13 protein-coding genes are annotated in these 17,157 nt (G+C 62.3%); 8 read left to right on the plus strand and 5 right to left on the minus strand.

The features are described 5' to 3' along the window. Positions 1 to 365: 365 nt before the first annotated feature. Complete coding sequence (locus MTX36_RS18085) at positions 366 to 1,643, minus strand: hypothetical protein (protein ID WP_243621076.1); 1,278 nt, start codon at positions 1,641 to 1,643, stop codon at positions 366 to 368. Between the two features lie 120 nt (positions 1,644 to 1,763). Here MTX36_RS18085 and MTX36_RS18090 point away from each other — a divergent pair, with 120 nt between their 5' ends. After that, positions 1,764 to 2,576 (plus strand): FAD:protein FMN transferase, encoded by an 813-nt coding sequence (locus tag MTX36_RS18090; protein WP_243621077.1) that lies wholly within the window; start codon positions 1,764 to 1,766, stop codon positions 2,574 to 2,576. 39 nt (positions 2,577 to 2,615) lie between these two features. On the opposite strand, the gene pgi is transcribed toward MTX36_RS18090, so the two are convergent. Together pgi and MTX36_RS18100 are read right to left on the minus strand one after the other, a co-directional pair. Beyond that, positions 2,616 to 4,271: a glucose-6-phosphate isomerase gene (gene pgi, locus MTX36_RS18095; protein WP_243621078.1), complete on the minus strand. Its 1,656-nt coding sequence runs from the start codon at positions 4,269 to 4,271 to the stop codon at positions 2,616 to 2,618. 65 nt (positions 4,272 to 4,336) lie between these two features. Further along, the gene (locus MTX36_RS18100) at positions 4,337 to 4,645 is read right to left on the minus strand and encodes a chorismate mutase (protein ID WP_094274444.1); all 309 of its coding nucleotides are present in this window, start codon (positions 4,643 to 4,645) and stop codon (positions 4,337 to 4,339) included. Positions 4,646 to 5,020: 375 nt separating this feature from the next. Between MTX36_RS18100 and pcrA the strand changes: the two genes are divergently transcribed. Continuing rightward, entirely contained in the window at positions 5,021 to 7,555 is a 2,535-nt protein-coding gene (gene pcrA, locus MTX36_RS18105; protein WP_243621079.1) for a DNA helicase PcrA, read from the plus strand. An 84-nt stretch (positions 7,556 to 7,639) separates the two neighbouring features. Here pcrA and MTX36_RS18110 read toward each other — a convergent pair whose 3' ends face one another. Further along, positions 7,640 to 8,551 (minus strand): M23 family metallopeptidase, encoded by a 912-nt coding sequence (locus tag MTX36_RS18110; protein WP_374230498.1) that lies wholly within the window; start codon positions 8,549 to 8,551, stop codon positions 7,640 to 7,642. Positions 8,552 to 8,910: 359 nt separating this feature from the next. Here MTX36_RS18110 and MTX36_RS29915 point away from each other — a divergent pair, with 359 nt between their 5' ends. From MTX36_RS29915 to MTX36_RS18135, 4 genes are all read left to right on the plus strand, one after another. After that, positions 8,911 to 10,773 carry a hypothetical protein gene (locus tag MTX36_RS29915; RefSeq protein WP_308198234.1) on the plus strand — a complete coding sequence of 621 codons (1,863 nt, stop codon included), beginning with the start codon at positions 8,911 to 8,913 and terminating at the stop codon, positions 10,771 to 10,773. A gap of 193 nt (positions 10,774 to 10,966) precedes the next feature. Next, the gene (sucC, locus tag MTX36_RS18125) at positions 10,967 to 12,136 is read left to right on the plus strand and encodes an ADP-forming succinate--CoA ligase subunit beta (protein WP_094274442.1); all 1,170 of its coding nucleotides are present in this window, start codon (positions 10,967 to 10,969) and stop codon (positions 12,134 to 12,136) included. A gap of 15 nt (positions 12,137 to 12,151) precedes the next feature. Beyond that, positions 12,152 to 13,054, plus strand: coding sequence for a succinate--CoA ligase subunit alpha (sucD, locus tag MTX36_RS18130; protein WP_094274441.1), 903 nt, complete (start codon positions 12,152 to 12,154; stop codon positions 13,052 to 13,054). A 127-nt stretch (positions 13,055 to 13,181) separates the two neighbouring features. Then, a complete protein-coding gene (locus tag MTX36_RS18135; protein WP_243621082.1) occupies positions 13,182 to 13,811 on the plus strand; it encodes a DUF5336 domain-containing protein in 630 nt (209 codons plus the stop codon). A gap of 25 nt (positions 13,812 to 13,836) precedes the next feature. Here the strand turns inward: MTX36_RS18135 and MTX36_RS18140 are convergent, their stop codons facing one another. Continuing rightward, a complete protein-coding gene (locus tag MTX36_RS18140; protein WP_243621083.1) occupies positions 13,837 to 14,460 on the minus strand; it encodes a YigZ family protein in 624 nt (207 codons plus the stop codon). 86 nt (positions 14,461 to 14,546) lie between these two features. Between MTX36_RS18140 and MTX36_RS18145 the strand changes: the two genes are divergently transcribed. Next, positions 14,547 to 15,530 carry a DUF5336 domain-containing protein gene (locus MTX36_RS18145; RefSeq protein ID WP_243621084.1) on the plus strand — a complete coding sequence of 328 codons (984 nt, stop codon included), beginning with the start codon at positions 14,547 to 14,549 and terminating at the stop codon, positions 15,528 to 15,530. Positions 15,531 to 15,641: 111 nt separating this feature from the next. Further along, a complete protein-coding gene (locus MTX36_RS18150) occupies positions 15,642 to 17,156 on the plus strand; it encodes a DUF6350 family protein (protein WP_243621085.1) in 1,515 nt (504 codons plus the stop codon). The last annotated feature ends 1 nt before the right edge of the window (position 17,157 follow it).

Raw genomic sequence — 17,157 nt, forward strand, 5'->3', positions numbered from 1 at the left:
CCATGCATCGATCTCTGTGCCGTGGTCGTGCGGCGGCAGGTTTCATATAGTAGACGACCGAAAATTGGACACCAGTACCGAGAGTGCTTTCACCTGGGGATATTTGGTGGCACAGCAAATGAAAGTGTTTGCTAACTATGTGATTTACGCCGCGAACTGACCGTTCGTTATTTGCCGCGTGTCATTTGTTCTGCATGTCTGACTTTATGGTCAATTACTCTGCTGTGCAGTGTGTTCGGTCACTGAATTGGTAGAAACCTTCCGAGCGAACGTACCTTTCGGCGCATCCAAGACGACGAAAGGTACGTTCGCTCGGAGAGGAATGGGTACGGGCGTACAAGTACCGCAGTTCTGCCGGTATCTGTTTACCAGACGCGGGCGGTGATTCCGAATGTGGCGAGGGATTGTAAGGCTTGCTCGCGCAGTGCGTTGCCGTCGACAGCTTCGAAACTTACCAGCGACAGCGTGTACGTACTGCCGATTCGGCAAAGGTATCCGGAGATTCGGGTGGATGTGCTGTTCAACTGTGCGGCCGTCGCTCCGGGATGAACTGCGCGAAGAGCCAATCCGCTGGTGGGATGTCCGTCGAACGCGCTGATGTCCACCGTTCCGATGTTGGAACACAAGGCATCTCGCTGCCCGGGACCGTCGGCCAGGCGGTGCGCAAGACGGTCCGGAATTACCTGGAGAAGTTCGGCCGGGAAACCGGCGGGGCTGGACATCGGGGGAGATGCGAAGGCTTCTCGACATAGCTTGCGGATCTGGGCGAGAGTAGTAAGGGGAGTGATTGGGACGGCGACCATGGCGACCGCATTGTCGACCGACGTCATCGTTACATCCGGACCCTTCGCGATTCTGACATTCATGGGAACACTGAGTGTTACTGTGCCGGTTTCATCCTCGCGCCGAGCCAGGTGGCCTACACACGCCAGGAACAAGCTGTTGGGGGTGCCACCGGCCGTGCGTGTGGCCTTGTCCCACAGCGCCGCGTCAACCTCCACAACTGCGCTGCTCATCCGGTGACGATCCGGACCGCGAGGGGAGGTAGACGATGAACTGAATCCACGAAGTTCTGCCCGCCGCGCCGAACTCACGATGAGTCCGAAGACGGCGCGGGTAAGCCCACGCAGAACCCGCGTCGTTGTTGCCAGCGCATCAGCACGGTCGGACACCGGGGCCGAATCGGCCGGTGCTGAGCTTGTTCGATTCATCGCGTCGTGTAGGGCGTTGATCAACCCCCGCGCATCGGCGAGGACGTGGGAGCACGTCACGGAAACGACAGTTCCGCCGTCGGAATCACGGGTTGCGGCTAGGCGCCAACCAGGGCCGCATTCAGGATCGAGCGTGACCAAAGCTTGAGCGTCGGCCCAATCGATCACCTGCTCGACCGGAACAGGCTCCGCACGGAAACTGAGCGGGTACCGGCTGGTGTCGACGATGAATTCCGGCCTAGCACCGGGAATCCGTGGACGACGCACTCGCCGACCGAGCGGTCCGGACGCTACTCGATCGCACAACTGCTCGAGCGCATCCGCGTCGACGACGCCGTCGGTTCGCCAGACCCCCTGCATCACTATCGGCAGACCGAGACCACGATGGGTCCACAGAAACATTTCGTCGATGACACTCAGGCGTGATCCCACCTCCGAAGTGTAGGGGGAGAAACCGGACCAGCAGGTTCTGGCAGAGAGCTTGCAGTACGGCGCATACTGGTGTTTAAAGCAGCAGGTTTTGGATCCAGCAGTTCGAAGGGCAGGGCTGTCATGGTCAGTGTCGAGAAGTGGGCGATGTGGGATTCCGCCGTCGAGGTGGATGTCACCGAAGGCGCGGCGCTGCCCACTGCGCACGCTTTGATCGCCGCTGCCATCGAGGACACCGAAGCCGTCTGCGACCTCCGACGCGGAGATGCCGAAATTCACGCCGTCAATCTCGCTCAAGGTACGCCGGTGAAAGTCACCCGCCGTATGTCGGCATTGCTGCGCTCGGCGCTGTGGGCAGCCCGGATGACGGCCGGTGAGGTGAATCCGCTGGCCGACAATTATTCGGAGGACGAATCAATTCCCCCCGTGCATCCGACCCCCACGTTCGAGGACGTGCAACTGGACGGCGACGTTGTGTACGCGCCGTGGGGCGCCTCGTTCGACATCACCGGAGTTGCGAAGGCGGACACTGTGGATCGGGCGGCACAAACCGTCGCCGCAGAACTGCAATGCGGCGTCGCCGTGCGGATCGGGGACGTGATTGCCACAGCCGGACACGCCCCAGCCGGTGGTTGGCAGATTCCGGTTCCAGGCGGCGAGGAAGTGGAATTGAGCAACGGAACGGCGATGGCAACGGCGCACGCTCCCGATGCGCCCTCATGGCAGCCGCATGAAGCGCGTCCGTCAACCGAATGGGTTCAAGTGTCCGTGATTGCCGACGATGCGGTATGGGCATATGCCGCCAGCGAGGCAGCGCTGGTGAGGGGAATCAGCGCGATCATTTGGGTTGAACAACAAGGGCTTCGGGCTCGGCTGGTGGACCGCTCCGGGCGTATTTACACCACCGAGAACTGGTTCGGTCCAGCCGCAGCGTGAGCGCTCAGAGCCTCCCAGCGTGACCGCTTCGGCCTTCGGTCAGGCCCGGCCCCGCTGGTGGCGGTACCACTCGACCAGCGCATCGGTGGACGTGTCGCCGAGATCGCCCGGAGGGCCTTCCGCGGAGAGTGCCGGCCCGAGTTCCAAGGCTTGTGTCTTACCGAGCTCGACGCCCCACTGATCAAACGGATTGACGCCCCACACCGCACCTTCGACAAATACCTGATGCTCGTAGAGGGCGATCAACTGCCCGACCACCGACGGTGTGAGTTCCTTGGCCAGGATGGTGGTGGTGGGACGGTTTCCCGGCATCACCTTGTGCGGCACCAACTCCGGGGGCGTGCCCTCGGCTGCGATTTCTTCGGCCGTCTTGCCGAACGCCAGAACCTTGGTCTGCGCGAAGAAGTTGCTCATCAAGAGGTCGTGCATGGAACCCGTGCCGTCAGCGGTGGGTAGGTCATCCGTGGATTCTGCAAAACCGATGAAATCGGCAGGCACAAGCCATGTTCCCTGATGAAGAAGTTGATAGAAGGCGTGCTGGCCGTTGGTTCCCGGCTCGCCCCAGAAGATTTCGCCCGTCGACGTTGTGACGGGGGTGCCGTCGGCGCGAACGGACTTGCCGTTGGATTCCATGGTCAACTGCTGCAGATAGGCTGGAAAGCGGAGCAGGTCATTGGAATACGGCAGCACGGCACGTGATTGTGCGCCGAAGAAATTGGAGTACCAGAGGCCGATCAACCCGAGAAGTACGGGCGCATTCTCCTCGAGCGGGCGGGTACGGAAATGCGTGTCGATCTGGTGGAAACCGTCGAGGAACTCGGCGAAACGCTCCGGTCCGACAGCGCACATGACGGACACTCCGATTGAGGAGTCGACGGAGTACCGGCCGCCCACCCAATCCCAGAAACCGAACATGTTGGCGGTGTCGATGCCGAATTCCGAGACTCGTTCGGCCTCCGTGGACACTGCGACGAAGTGCTGTGCGACAGCGGAGGCATCGTCGCTGCCGAGACCGGCAAACAGCCACCGCTTGGCGGCAGTGGCATTGGTCAATGTCTCGAGAGTGGAGAAGGTCTTGGACGCCACGATGAACAACGTCGTCTCGGCATCCAGATCGGCGAGCTGCCCGACCAGATCCACGGGATCGATATTGGAGACGAAGTGGACGCTGATGCCGGCGTCGGCGTAATGCCGCAGGGCGCGGTACACCATCACCGGGCCCAGATCTGACCCACCGATACCGATGTTGACGATCGTGCGGATGCGCTTACCCGTCGCGCCGGTCCACTCCCCGCTGCGGACGCGATCGGCAAACGAGCCCATTGCGTCCAGAACCTCGTGAACGTCGGCCACGACATCTTGGCCATCGACAGTGAGCGCCGCATCCCGGGGCAGCCGCAGGGCGGTGTGCAGCGCAGCGCGGTCCTCGGACGTATTGATGTGATCACCCGCGAACAAGGCGTCACGTCGCGATTCGACACCTGCTGTACGAGCCAGATCGATCAACAGATCCAGAGTCTCGCGACTGACGCGGTGCTTGCTGTAATCGATATGAAGATCACCGGCATCAACCGTCAACTCGGTGCCACGCGCAGGATCGTCGCGAAAGAGTTCACGTAGGTGAACGGCTTCGAAATCGGCGTGATGAGCGCGCAGTTTCTGCCAGGCTGAAGTTCCGGTGATGTCAGTGCTCACAATTACCGACTTTAGTGGCACCGTCTGGAAACTTCTGGACGAGTCTCGCTGACTGCCGGAGGGCGCTAGTGTCCCAAGCGTCCGCGGCCGAGGCGGAGAAGCAACATGGCGAGCGTGTGGCCTTCCTGACCCAACTCGTTGAAGCGCTCGAGTACCTTCATTTCACGGCTGTGAACCAGGCGCGGTCCACCCGATGCCATCCGGGTACGGCCGATGATCTGCGAGACCTCCGAGCGGCGCTTGATAGCCGCGAGGATCTCGGCGTCGAGTCGGTCAATTTCCTTGCGGAGTTCGTTGATCTCGGCTTCGCTGCGCGGAACCTCGACGTCACTCGGAGTGGCATTTCCCTCGGGTGCTGCTGCCTGGGTGCTCATGAGTATTCGTCTCCTCTTTCTACTGCGTGGATCGTGTTGTCGGCTCGGGTCGTTACCGATCCAGGTGCACGGACGAAAAAAGCCCCGGATCCGATTCGGACCAGAGGCAGGTGAGCAGTTCGGTTCACGTGCACCGGGGTCCGGCGCACGTAAAGTATCGCCCCACCGGGCTGACGGCGTCAGCTGGGGTGTTAGGTACGGCGAGGCTGAACATAGCGTCCAGTTTGCCATGTCGGGTACGTCAGTTCCAAGTGCTGCCCGTCACGGTGTGAAGAGCGGCGCGACTGGGTCCGTCCCGTTGAGGCGTGACTTTGTCCACCTGTCGGCGCATGCATTGATACTTCTGTCGGTAGACGCAGGTAGCGTGGACAGGCGATGAACACGTATCCAGCTCTCGGTGAGCAAGGTGGCCTTTTCGAGCACGGTGACTACTCCGAACAGGACCCTCACCAGCAGGGTCATCCGCCTCGGCAGGGCGATTCCCAGCAACAGGCTGACGGCAGCTCGGCCACCGAGGCGCTCCTCGACGGACTCAATCCGCAGCAACGCGAAGCCGTCGTGCATGCCGGTTCGCCGCTGCTGATCGTCGCGGGCGCAGGCTCGGGCAAGACCGCGGTACTGACGCGTCGGATCGCCTACCTGTTGGCCGAACGGGGTGTCACACCCGGACAGATTCTTGCCATCACCTTCACCAACAAGGCTGCGGCCGAGATGCGTGAGCGCGTGGCCGGGTTGGTCGGGCCGCGGGCCAACAGCATGTGGGTGTCCACGTTCCACTCGAGTTGTGTGCGAATTCTGCGAGCTCAGGCAGCGTTGATTCCTGGCCTCAACTCCAACTTCTCTATCTACGACGCCGACGATTCGCGTCGACTGCTCACGATGATCTCCAAGGATCTCGAGCTCGACACCAAACGGTTCACCGCCAGGTTGCTTGCGACGCACATCTCCAACCTCAAGAACGAGCTGATCGATCCCGAGGAAGCTGTCGCGGCCGCCAATCAGGATCCAGCGGAATTGCCTCGCCTGGTTGCAAAGGTCTACGGGCATTATCAGCAGCGCCTGCGCTCCGCCAATGCACTCGACTTCGACGACCTCATCGGCGAGACCGTTGATCTGCTGCAGAACTTCCCTCAGATCACCGAGTACTACCGCCGCCGCTTCCGCCACGTACTCGTCGACGAATACCAGGACACCAACCACGCCCAGTACATGCTGGTTCGTGAACTGGTCGGTGGCGCAGGCGAATCCGATCATGCTGTTGCGCCGGCCGAACTGTGTGTGGTCGGTGACGCCGATCAGTCGATCTACGCCTTCCGCGGCGCAACCATCCGCAACATCGAGCAGTTCGAGCACGACTACCCGGACGCACGCACCATTCTGCTCGAGCAGAATTACCGCTCGACGCAGAACATTCTGTCGGCCGCCAACGCCGTCATCTCGAAAAACACGGGCCGACGCGAGAAGCGGCTGTGGACCGATTCCGGTGAAGGCGAGCTGATCGTCGGATACGTTGCGGACAACGAGCACGACGAAGCATCGTTTGTCGCGTCCGAGATCGATCGTCTGGTCGACAACGGCGATGCAAAGTTCTCTGATGTCGCAGTCTTCTACCGCACCAACAACTCTTCTCGTGCGCTCGAAGAAATTTTCATTCGCCTGGGCGTGCCGTACAAGATCGTCGGCGGCGTTCGGTTCTACGAGCGCAAGGAAGTTCGCGACATTGTCGCCTACCTTCGGGTGCTTGCCAATGAAGACGACACCGTGAGCTTGCGTCGTATCCTCAACACCCCGCGCCGTGGAATCGGGGACCGCGCCGAAGCTTGCGTTGCCGTGCACTCCGAGCATCGCAACATCAGCTTTGCGGCAGCGCTTCGCGATGCTGCAGAAGGTAAAGTCGCACTACTCAATACGCGGTCGCAGAAGGCAATCGTTGCATTCGTCGACATGATGGACGGCCTGCGCGCCATGCTTCCGGTCGAATCTGCCGACGGCGCAGCAACTTCCGAGCTCGGTGACATCGGCGAGATCGCCGAGGCAGTTCTCGAGCGGAGCGGATACCGCGCTGAACTTGCTGCCAGTAGTGACCCCCAGGACGGCACCAGGCTCGATAATATCGACGAACTCGTCAGTGTGGCAAGGGAATTCAGTGCCGATGCAGCCAACGCTGCCGGTCTGGTCGACCCGGACGACGAGGAAACGGCGGCAATGCGTGAAGGGGAACCGGATCCGGGTTCGCTGGCCGCGTTCCTCGAACGAGTGTCGTTGGTGGCCGATGCCGATCAACTGCCCGACTCCGAAGATGGTGTCGTCACGATGATGACGCTGCACACTGCGAAGGGGCTCGAGTTTCCGGTCGTCTTCGTAACCGGTTGGGAGGACGGCCAATTCCCGCACATGCGTGCCCTCGGTGATCCGGCGGAACTCTCGGAGGAACGACGCCTCGCATACGTCGGCATCACCCGCGCCCGGCAGCGGTTGTACCTCACACGGGCCATCATGCGCTCCGCTTGGGGACAGCCGATCCAGAACCCGGCTTCACGGTTTATCAGCGAAATTCCCGAAGACCTCATCAACTGGCGTCGCGAAGACCCGGGTATGGGTATGAGCGGGGGATTCGGGAGTGGTCGACCTGGTTACGGAAGCGGCGGCGGGGGATACGGTAACAAGGCTGGTGGGTACGGAAGTACTTCCCGAAACGACGCTCCCGCACCCACTTTCGGTGCCGCGCGTGGCCGCAACAACAACCTGGTTCTTGCCGTGGGCGATCGCGTCAACCATGACAAGTACGGACTGGGGAGGGTTCTCGAAACGAAGGGAACCGGACCGACCGCGACGGTGACCATCGACTTCGGTAGCGCCGGAAAAGTGCGTCTGATGCTCATCGGTGGCGTACCTATGGTCAAGCTGTAGAAACGCGGGCCGGGAAGCCTGAGAAAAACTTTCGGCCCGCACCTCGAGAAGGTGCGGGCCGAAAGTTTGAGGAGCTGGAGTGAGCTAGTCCTGCTCGATACCCAGGCTGATGCCGCGTGAGGCGAGCCAGGGGAGCGGATCGATCTTGTTCTCGCCTGCGAGGTGAACCTCGAAGTGCAGGTGCGGTCCGGTGGAGAAGCCGCGGTTGCCCATGGTTGCGATCTGATCGCCAGCCATGACCTGCTGGCCGACGGTGACCGTCGATGTGTCGATGTGGCCGTACACGGTGATGGTGCCGTCGGCATGCTGCAGACGAACCCACATTCCGAAGCCGGAAGCCGGGCCGGAGTCGATGACGGTGCCGTCGGCGACAGCGAGAATGGGAGTTCCGATGGGTCCTGCGATATCAACACCGGCATGCAGGGTGCCCCAGCGGCTACCGAAGTTGGATGTGAAGGTTCCGGCGGCGGGAAGAACGAACAGCGGGCGACGGGCAGCGGACTCGCGGGCTGCGCGCTCTTCGCTGAAACGCTGGCCCTTGGCAAGGAGATTGCTGAACTGCGACAGGTCGGTGGGTGCTGCGACGTTGAGTACCTGCGGCGCATCGGCGGCCGTTGTGAGGGACGCTGCGGCGGTGGGCGCGAACTGGGCGGCCTGCGGCAGTGCGGTGGTTGCGATCGCGGAGGACTCGTTGGCGAGTGCGACGTCCGAATGATCGACAGCGTTGGCTGAGCCGTTGTTGACAACTGCCTGACCCGCTGCGACCACTGCGCCGGCGGCTACAGCGAGAACTGCGGCGCGGCCCTTCAGTGCGGACGGCGGGGTGGGGATGCGATGGGCGCCGGTGCGGCGAACCGGGGAGGTGACATCGACAGATGCTGCCGGGGTGGAAGCGGGGACGCTGGTCACATCGGACTCGACGCTCTCGAAGTCTGCCGGGTAGGCATCTGCCGAGTCGGAATCTAACGACGTGGGGGAGGAGGTGCGAGTGAACATAATGGAAGAAATCTCAGAACTTTTGGTCTCGGTGTAACGCCGGGCCGAGTGCGTTGGATAAGAGGGCGTGACCTGGTCTTGTTCTGATTCCGTGAACCTGCTGGTGGTGAACTGGCCGTGTCGCATGTGCCTGTTCGCTCCTCGGGATTCGTAATCAGTCTGTGACTTAGCTGGAGCAACGGTAACGAAATGGTTGCGACACGTGCAACCCATAGAGCAAACGAGTCTCGGTTTGTGATGTGGCTCACACCCTGAACAGGTGAAACGTACCTCCGGACAAATCAGACCAATTATCTCGTTTGGTAATCGAGCGTGTCACAACCTGATTACCGGCCTTCGCACGCACTACCGTCGAGCGGGTGTCGTCAACACCCCGAAACCCGCCGGTGCAACCGGCGGACGATGTCCGCCTGCCTCCTCGGGTCCCGCCGATTGTTGCGCTGGCGCTACTCGTGGCAGTCCTCGGCGGCGTCGCCGTTGCCGGGGCGCCGCTGATCGGTGTCGGTAGCGGGCCAGGGGCTTCAGGGTCGATCGTCTCGGCTTCGATATTCGCCGCTCTGTGTGCTCTTGCGGTTCCGGCTGTTGCGAGCGGGGCGTGTCGTCGTAGTCCATCCCTCGCCGGAGCACTTCTGGCCGGCGTCGGTGCGATGTCACTCGGCGTGGCGATCCTGGACGTTCAGTTGTTCGTCGACGCAATCGATGCGAACCGCTTGGAACTTTTCCGTCCGATTTCTGCCGGATTGATCAACGCCGGGGTGGGAGCCTACGTCGCGCTCATCGGCCATGGGTTGTTGGTGGTCGCCGGTGGACTCGGGCTTGTGGTCGTGCACCGTGAATCCGAACGTGACGGTTACGGCAGTGCACTAGCCGCCGAATACGACGGCAGATCGGTCGGCGCGCGTATCGGAACCTGGCCGACGGCAGCTGCGATCTTTGCCGCTATCGCCTACGTGGTGGCTCTGTTCGGGCCTGCCTTCGACTCGCAGGACCCGATCTTTCTGGTTCGTCCGTTCGTGGACAGTCCCGCGGCGGGCGCGCTCGGTACCGGCGTGGTCGCCGTCGCCTTGCTGATTGTCACCGCGGCGGCTCTGACGTCGATCTCGTCGGGGGTCGGGGCAGGAGCTCTTGTGGGGGCCGGCATCGGCGCTCTGGGTGTGAGCGGCACTCGCGTCGTTGCAGGATTGGCCGGGGGCGATCGGATCGGCGTCGGTGTGGGTTCGATCGTCGGATCGCTCGCGGCTGTTGTCATCGTCGGTATTGGCGTGGCAGTGCCGGCCCTAGCGGCGCGGCGCGAGTCCCGCGCTGCGACTGAGGCCGAACCGACGTCGGCGCAACGAGGGACAGACACCAAGAGTGCCCGCAAGGCCGCGATGGTCGCACAGGCTCGCGCACAGCAGGCTCGCGTTGGAAAACTGCATCGCCTGGCCGGCGCCCTCGGCGTGATCGCTGCAGCTCTCGCGGCAGCGGGAGCCTTGCTGCCGGTGTTGTCGCTTCCCGAGGGGGTTCCCGAACCGTCGATACTCGCCACCCGCATAGTGCTTCTCGCTGCCGGCGTCCTTCTGGTCGTCTCGCTCGGGCTTTTCCTGCCGGGCCGGGCCAATATGATCCGGCCGGTCCTGGGAGCGCTGTGGACCACCGTCGTCATGGGTGCGGCGGCAGTTCTGCAACCAGTCGTCATCGCGACCGACGTTCCCGGCATCCGGCTCGGTATCGGGGTGTTCGTGCTGGGAGCGGCATCCGTTGTCGCTGCTGCCGCCGGCATCGCGTTGTGGATCGCCGGCACGGCCGAACGTGAAGACGTCGACACCTCCGTCGACTATGCCGTGAATCGCGCAGTGCTCGTCGTCGGTGGCGTCGGCGGAGTTCTTTCACTAGCCGGTACGGCACTGCCGCTGTATCGCGGTGAAAGATACTCGGCTGCCTCCGTCGGAGACTGGCCGTGGGGAATCAACACGTGGGGGCAACTGCTCGTGGGCGTGGCGGTGCTTGTTGCCGTACTGATCGCACCGCGTGCGCGACCGGCTCGGGCCAAGGCGCTCCTGATCGGGTCCGCCACCGCAGTGCTGGTCTACGTAGTCTCCGGACCGTTGACGTCTTCGCGCATTCCGGACGCAACGGTGGGGGTGGGTGCGATCACAGCAGGGACGGGCCTACTCTTGCTAATCGTTGCTGTGCTTCTTGTCCGGGCCACGCAGAGTTCGGCGCAAGCCGGCAAACAGTGAGACTGGCACTTGACAAAATCGGTGTGAACCGCCTGCGGTAACCCGTGAGGCGTGACTCACCGGGCACATATGCGTGACATGGGCCACATAGCATGTATGCGGGCGCAAACCCAACGCAGCAACTGGTTAAAGTCCAGAACAGACCCGCTCCTACCCCTCGAGCGGGTGTCAACGCAGACGAGACGGTGAGCAGATGGATCTCTTCGAATACCAGGCGAAGGAACTCTTCGCCAAGCACGGAGTGCCGACTTCGGCTGGACGTGTTACAGACACGGTCGAAGGCGCACGCGAGATTGCCGAAGAAATTGGCAAGCCCGTGATGGTCAAGGCACAGGTCAAGGTCGGCGGCCGCGGCAAGGCCGGCGGCGTCAAGTACTCGCCCGACGTGGATGCCGCAGTGGCAAACGCCGAGGCAATCCTGGGCCTGGACATCAAGGGCCATGTTGTCAAGAAGCTGCTGGTCGCAGAGGCAAGTGACATTGCCGAGGAGTACTACATCTCCTTCCTGCTGGACCGCACGAACCGCACCTACCTGGCCATGTGCTCGGTAGAGGGTGGCGTCGAGATCGAGGTCACCGCCGAGGAGAACCCCGACGCTCTCGCCAAGATCCCCGTCGACGCAGTCAAGGGTGTCGACCTGGCATTCGCGCGCAGCATCGCCGAGGCAGGCAAGTTGCCCGCAGAGGTGCTCGACGCAGCAGCCGTCACCATCCAGAAGCTGTGGGAAGTTTTCATCAACGAAGATGCAATCCTCGTTGAGGTCAACCCCCTCGTTCGTACGCCTTCCGACGAGATCCTCGCCCTCGACGGCAAGGTCACGCTCGACGAGAACGCTGCATTCCGTCAGCCCGGCCACGAGGCTTTCGAGGATCGCGACGCAACCGATCCCCTCGAGCTCAAGGCAAAGGAAAACGACCTCAACTACGTCAAGCTCGACGGTGAGGTCGGAATCATCGGCAACGGCGCAGGCCTGGTCATGTCCACCCTGGACGTCGTCGCTTACGCCGGCGAGAACCACGGTGGCGTCAAGCCCGCCAACTTCCTCGACATCGGCGGCGGAGCTTCCGCTGCAGTCATGGCTGCCGGCCTGGATGTCATCCTGAACGACGCGCAGGTCAAGAGCGTGTTCGTCAACGTCTTCGGTGGAATCACCGCGTGTGACGCAGTTGCCAACGGCATCGTCGGCGCACTGAAGACCCTGGGCGACGAGGCCAACAAGCCGCTCGTCGTGCGCCTGGACGGAAACAACGTCGAAGAGGGTCGCCGCATCCTCGCCGAGGCCAACCACCCGCTGGTGACGGTCGTCGCAACCATGGACGAGGCCGCCGACAAGGCCGCCGAGCTCGCTAACGCAGCGAAGTAAGGGACTCACAGAACAATGGCAATCTTCCTCACCAAGGATTCAAAGGTCATCGTCCAGGGCATCACCGGCGGCGAAGGCACCAAGCACACCGCTCTGATGCTGAAGGCCGGCACCCAGGTCGTCGGCGGCGTCAACGCACGCAAGGCCGGCACCACGGTCAAGCACGTTGCAGCTGACGGTTCCGCTGTCGAGCTCCCCGTCTTCGCGACGGTCGAAGAGGCAATGAAGGAGACCGGCGCAGACGTCTCCATCGCGTTCGTTCCCCCGGCCTTCTCGAAGGACGCCATCGTCGAGGCTATCGACGCGGAGATCCCGCTCCTCGTGGTCATCACCGAAGGCATCCCGGTCCAGGACTCCGCTTACGCTTGGGCGTACAACGAGTCCAAGGGCAAGAAGACCCGCATCATCGGACCGAACTGCCCCGGAATCATCACCCCCGGCCAGGCACTCGTCGGCATCACGCCTGCCAACATTGCAGGCACCGGCCCCATCGGCCTCGTCTCCAAGTCGGGCACCCTGACCTACCAGATGATGTACGAGCTCCGTGACTTCGGCTTCTCCACGGCCATCGGCATCGGCGGCGACCCGGTCATCGGTACGACGCACATCGACGCCATCGAGGCGTTCGAGAACGATCCTGACACCAAGGTCATCGTCATGATCGGTGAAATCGGTGGCGACGCCGAAGAGCGTGCAGCCGATTACATCAAGGCTCACGTCACCAAGCCGGTCGTCGGCTACGTGGCAGGTTTCACCGCACCCGAAGGCAAGACCATGGGCCACGCCGGCGCCATCGTCTCCGGTTCTTCGGGAACGGCTCAGGCCAAGCAGGAAGCTCTCGAAGCTGCAGGCGTGAAGGTCGGCAAGACTCCGTCCGCCACCGCTGCACTCGCACGCGAGATCCTTCAGAGCCTCTAGGTTCTGTTCGCGGAGCTTTCGGTTCCGCGTGTTGAAAAGGCCACAGCGCCCGCAACCAGGTATTTTTCCTGGTTGCGGGCGTTGCTCGTTTGTTCTGCATTCGAGTCGGCAAGGGAGAAACGAAAAGATGACGTTCACGCCTGATTCCGGGGGCTACGGTGCGCCCCAACCCAATCCGTACCAGCCCCAGCAGCAGTATCAGCAGCCGCAGCAGTATCAGCAGTCGCAGCAATATCAGCAACCACAGCAGCATCCGTTCCAACAGTTCCAACAGCGACCGGTGCGTAGTCGCGGCCTCGGATCAATGCTGACAATCGGTGTCGCAGGTCTCGGCGTCGTCAACTTCCTGCTGGGTTTCGCCCCGTTCGCCAAGAATGATCCCAAGGTAACGTCATCCGGCATCTTCGGCTCCGACAGCATGAATTTCTTCGATAATGCTTCGCTCGGTGCCGGGATAGTCGGCATCGCGCTACTGCTGTTGGCCGGGGTGATTGCCGGTCTCGGTCTGCTCCCGAATCAGGTACCGAACAACATTGTCGTGGCTGCCGCCTCGATCACGGGATTTGTCACACTTCTCTTCACCTTGATCGGATTGTCCGAGGGCCTCGAAGTGGGCGTCGGGCTCATCTTCGTCATCGTCTTCGGATTCATCCAAGCTGCCTGTGCCGTCGCTGTACTGGTCCTCGGTTCCGCAGCCCTTACGCCGCCGGTGCCCGTCGTGAACTACAACGCACCGCCTCCAGGATTCGGTCCGTAAGGCTGGCTCTTTTCCGGCGTGGGTGTCAGACGTCCACCCACATATCTCCGGCGGGTTCGAGTTGGCCGGAACCCGAGGTGACCGAGGCAACTGCGGACTCCAGTTGCGTCGGATCATCCGAGGCAAGGGTCAGAACAGCTTTCGAGCCGTAGTCGGTTCCCCGCACGACAACACCGCGGGCCCGCAATTCAGCCTCGACGCGACCAGCCTCGCCGTGCCGAATAGCCAAGGTGAACAACATCCTTCGTTCGCGACCGACCAACCGCGCAGAGTCCACCGCCACGGACACCGCTCCCGAATATGCACGAACCAATCCACCCGCACCCAGCTTGATTCCGCCGAAATATCTTGTGACAACCACAATTACATCGACGAGATCGCGGGCTTTGAGTACCTGCAGCATCGGAACGCCGGCCGTGCCACCGGGCTCGCCGTCGTCGTTGGCGCGTTCTATCCGCGAACTCGCGTCGTTGCCCAGCACATAAGCGGAGCAATGGTGGCGCGCATCGGGATACAGAGATTTCTGTATCCCGAGAAACTGTTGGGCTGCATCGACATCGTCGATTCTGCGTAGTGATGCGATGAACTTCGAGTGCTTCACCTCGGTTACGACGGTGTGATCCACGCCGGGGGTGAGAGTGACGGGCATCCTCTTATTGTCTCCTGTCGGTGTTACCGTGCGAAGGCGGCACACATAGGCTGGGGTATACCGAAGCCAGTCTGCGAGGAGAAGTCATGACATTCACACCGCCAGAGTCAAATTTCGGAGGGTCCGGATATGGGCCTCCGCAGCCCCCCGCTGGATCTTCGCAGCCGGGAAGCAGTGGGGCACCGAATATCGGATTCATTCTCACAGTGGCGGTAGCCGCTCTCGGTATCGTCAACTTTCTGCTCGGGTTCACGCCGTTCACCGCTATCTCGAGTCCCGGTATCAGCGACGACTCGAGCACCACGTCCAGTTTCTTCGAAGCCGGCGTCTACGGTCTCGGATTCCTTTTCGCGGGTGGCGTCCTGGCCGCAGTATCGCTGCTACCCCGGCAAACGCATGCCGGAGTTGTTGCCACGCTGTCACTGACCGGTTTTGTGGCCCTCGTCTTCACGGCGTTCACGCTCGGTTCGACCGACTACATCACCGTCAGCCTCGGGTGGGGTTTGATCGTCGTCCTCATTCTCAGCTTCGTCCAGACAGTCGCGGCCATTGCGGCACTGCTGTTCGACATCGGAATCCTGAAGGCGCCCGCGCCTCGAACTGCCGCGCCGCAGCAGTTCGGACAGGGTTACCCGCAGGCCCAGCAGGGCTATCAGCAGGGGCAGTACGGGCAGCCTCAGCAGCCGACGTACCCGCAGTCGCAGGGCCAGTCGTCGCAGAGCCAGGCGTACGGGCAGCCGTACGGTCAGGCGCCCCAGCAAGGTTCGCCCCAGGGGTATGCGGCCGGGTACGGTTCTGCACCCGCAGAAGGAAGTGGCACTGCTGCCCAGCAACCCGCTCCCCAGCAAACGCCCGGTCAGCAGCCTTCTGCTCAGCCTTACGGCGGGTTCACTCCGCCGGCTGCGCCTCAGTACCCGGCAGCACCCCAGTACCAGCCCGGTCAGTACCAGCCGGGCCAGTATCAGCCCACAGGGTTTGAGCCTCCAGCAGCGCCCGAAGCCGGTCAGGACACCGATGCTGCTGCCGAGACTCGAGCGTTCGATTCTCGCAACCCAGACGATCAGAAGTAGTAACGGTCTTCAAGAATGTGGCCTCCGACCAGCGCGGTCGGAGGCCACATTCTTCTGGCCGGGCGGCGCGCCTGACTGCGCGTCGACAGTTCGAGTGAAACCCTCGAGGGGATGAGTTTTTTGATTGATCGCACACGACCCGAACCCGCCAGGGGCCGCACGTCACTCCGCGCACCGGCGCCGGACTCGGACCAGGCACGAACCCTCCTGACGGTGGCCTTCCGCCCCTCGGGGATGACGATCCTGCTGATTTCCGCGGTCGTGGTTGTCACGCTCGTATCCGCGAGCAGTGACCTGACGGGAACTTTCGGTGCCATCGCAACGACCTGGCTGGCGATCCACCAAGTGCCCGCAACAATCGACGGAGTCCAGCTGGGCGTACTGCCACTGCTGCCCACCGCCGTCATGATGTGGGTGGTGGCGCGCAGATGTGCGTTGGCGTCGCAGCTCACGGATTCGCGGGACGCGACTTTACGTTTGTTGGGTGCGGCAGTCGCCGGCCCACTGACCGTCACCGCTATAAGTCTGGCCGTCGTCGCCGACGCTTCCGCGGCAATCCCGTTGTCGAGTCCCAACACGCTGAGCGCCTTCGGTTGGGTCGCCGGAATTCATCTTGTTGCAGCGGTGTTCGGTGTCGCGATAGCGCAATGGCAGACCTTCGAGCTGAACATTCCGCACTGGGCGTCGGCCGCGGTTCGACCGGCGGCCGGCGCAATTGCGACGCTGCTGGCAGTGGGATCGATTGCAGTCCTCATGGCACTGCTCATCTCGTGGACTACCGTCGGCGATCTCCTTTCACGCGGTGGTGGATTTGTCGGCGTGCTCGGCTTGACCGTGCTGTCGTTGCTGTACCTGCCGAACCTCGTTATCGGTGCCGCCGCAGTACTGACCGGCGCTACCGCAAATATCGGTGACGTATCGATCAGTCTGTTCGGCAATGTGGGCGGAGACTTGCCGCCGTTGCCGCTCCTCGGAGCAATTCCCGAAAGCGTGGGCGGCGGGCTCTGGGCGGTGCTGTTGATCATTCCGGCCGTGGTCGGAATTTTGTCGGGTCGTGACTGTGCGAAGCGCGTCGAGATTCAAGGTGCCGACGGTCAGGATGCTGTGCTGGCAGCACTGACCGCTGCCTTCGCAACCGGAATCACCATGGCACTTTTTGCTCTGGCCAGTGGGGGCGACTTGGGGCGTTTCGGCGCTGTCGAGGTGACGTGGTGGGCATTCGGACTATTGACCTTCGGATGGTTGTCGCTGTTCGGAGTGGTGTCTGCGCTGGTAGTGACGTGGACGGCGCACCGTACTGCGGACGACGTCGGGTTCGACGATTCGGATTTGGATTTGGATTTGGACGATTCTGATCTGGATGTGCCTGATCTGGGTGTCCAGTCAGTTGAGGAAACCGCCGAGGTTCCGGACGATGTCGAGTCCGAGGATGACGGCGTAGCTGAAGAGTCGATCGTGGACGAAGAGGCTGTTGAAGAACACGAACCAGTCACGGAGCCGGAGCCGCTCGAGGAACCCGAGGCCGCAGCTGCCGAGGATTCCGACGACGAGGAACCCGGCGAGAATCCGAGCGACGAGGAGCGCGGGACCGACCTGCCCTCACCTCCGAAAGACACAAGCGACTAGG

The sequence above is a fragment of the Rhodococcus sp. ARC_M6 genome (genome assembly GCF_022810305.1).
In the GTDB taxonomy this organism is placed as follows: Bacteria; Actinomycetota; Actinomycetes; order Mycobacteriales; family Mycobacteriaceae; genus Rhodococcus_F.

Bases quoted from the DNA above. Each gene is read 5' to 3' on its own strand.
- MTX36_RS18090 (WP_243621077.1), top strand. From the start codon at position 1,764: ATGGTCAGTGTCGAGAAGTGGGCGATGTGGGATTCCGCCGTCGAGGTG.
- MTX36_RS18100 (WP_094274444.1), bottom strand. From the start codon at position 4,645: ATGAGCACCCAGGCAGCAGCACCCGAGGGAAATGCCACTCCGAGTGAC.
- pcrA (WP_243621079.1), top strand. From the start codon at position 5,021: ATGAACACGTATCCAGCTCTCGGTGAGCAAGGTGGCCTTTTCGAGCAC.
- MTX36_RS18110 (WP_374230498.1), bottom strand. From the start codon at position 8,551: ATGTTCACTCGCACCTCCTCCCCCACGTCGTTAGATTCCGACTCGGCA.
- sucC (WP_094274442.1), top strand. From the start codon at position 10,967: ATGGATCTCTTCGAATACCAGGCGAAGGAACTCTTCGCCAAGCACGGA.
- sucD (WP_094274441.1), top strand. From the start codon at position 12,152: ATGGCAATCTTCCTCACCAAGGATTCAAAGGTCATCGTCCAGGGCATC.
- MTX36_RS18135 (WP_243621082.1), top strand. From the start codon at position 13,182: ATGACGTTCACGCCTGATTCCGGGGGCTACGGTGCGCCCCAACCCAAT.
- MTX36_RS18140 (WP_243621083.1), bottom strand. From the start codon at position 14,460: ATGCCCGTCACTCTCACCCCCGGCGTGGATCACACCGTCGTAACCGAG.
- MTX36_RS18145 (WP_243621084.1), top strand. From the start codon at position 14,547: ATGACATTCACACCGCCAGAGTCAAATTTCGGAGGGTCCGGATATGGG.
- MTX36_RS18150 (WP_243621085.1), top strand. From the start codon at position 15,642: ATGAGTTTTTTGATTGATCGCACACGACCCGAACCCGCCAGGGGCCGC.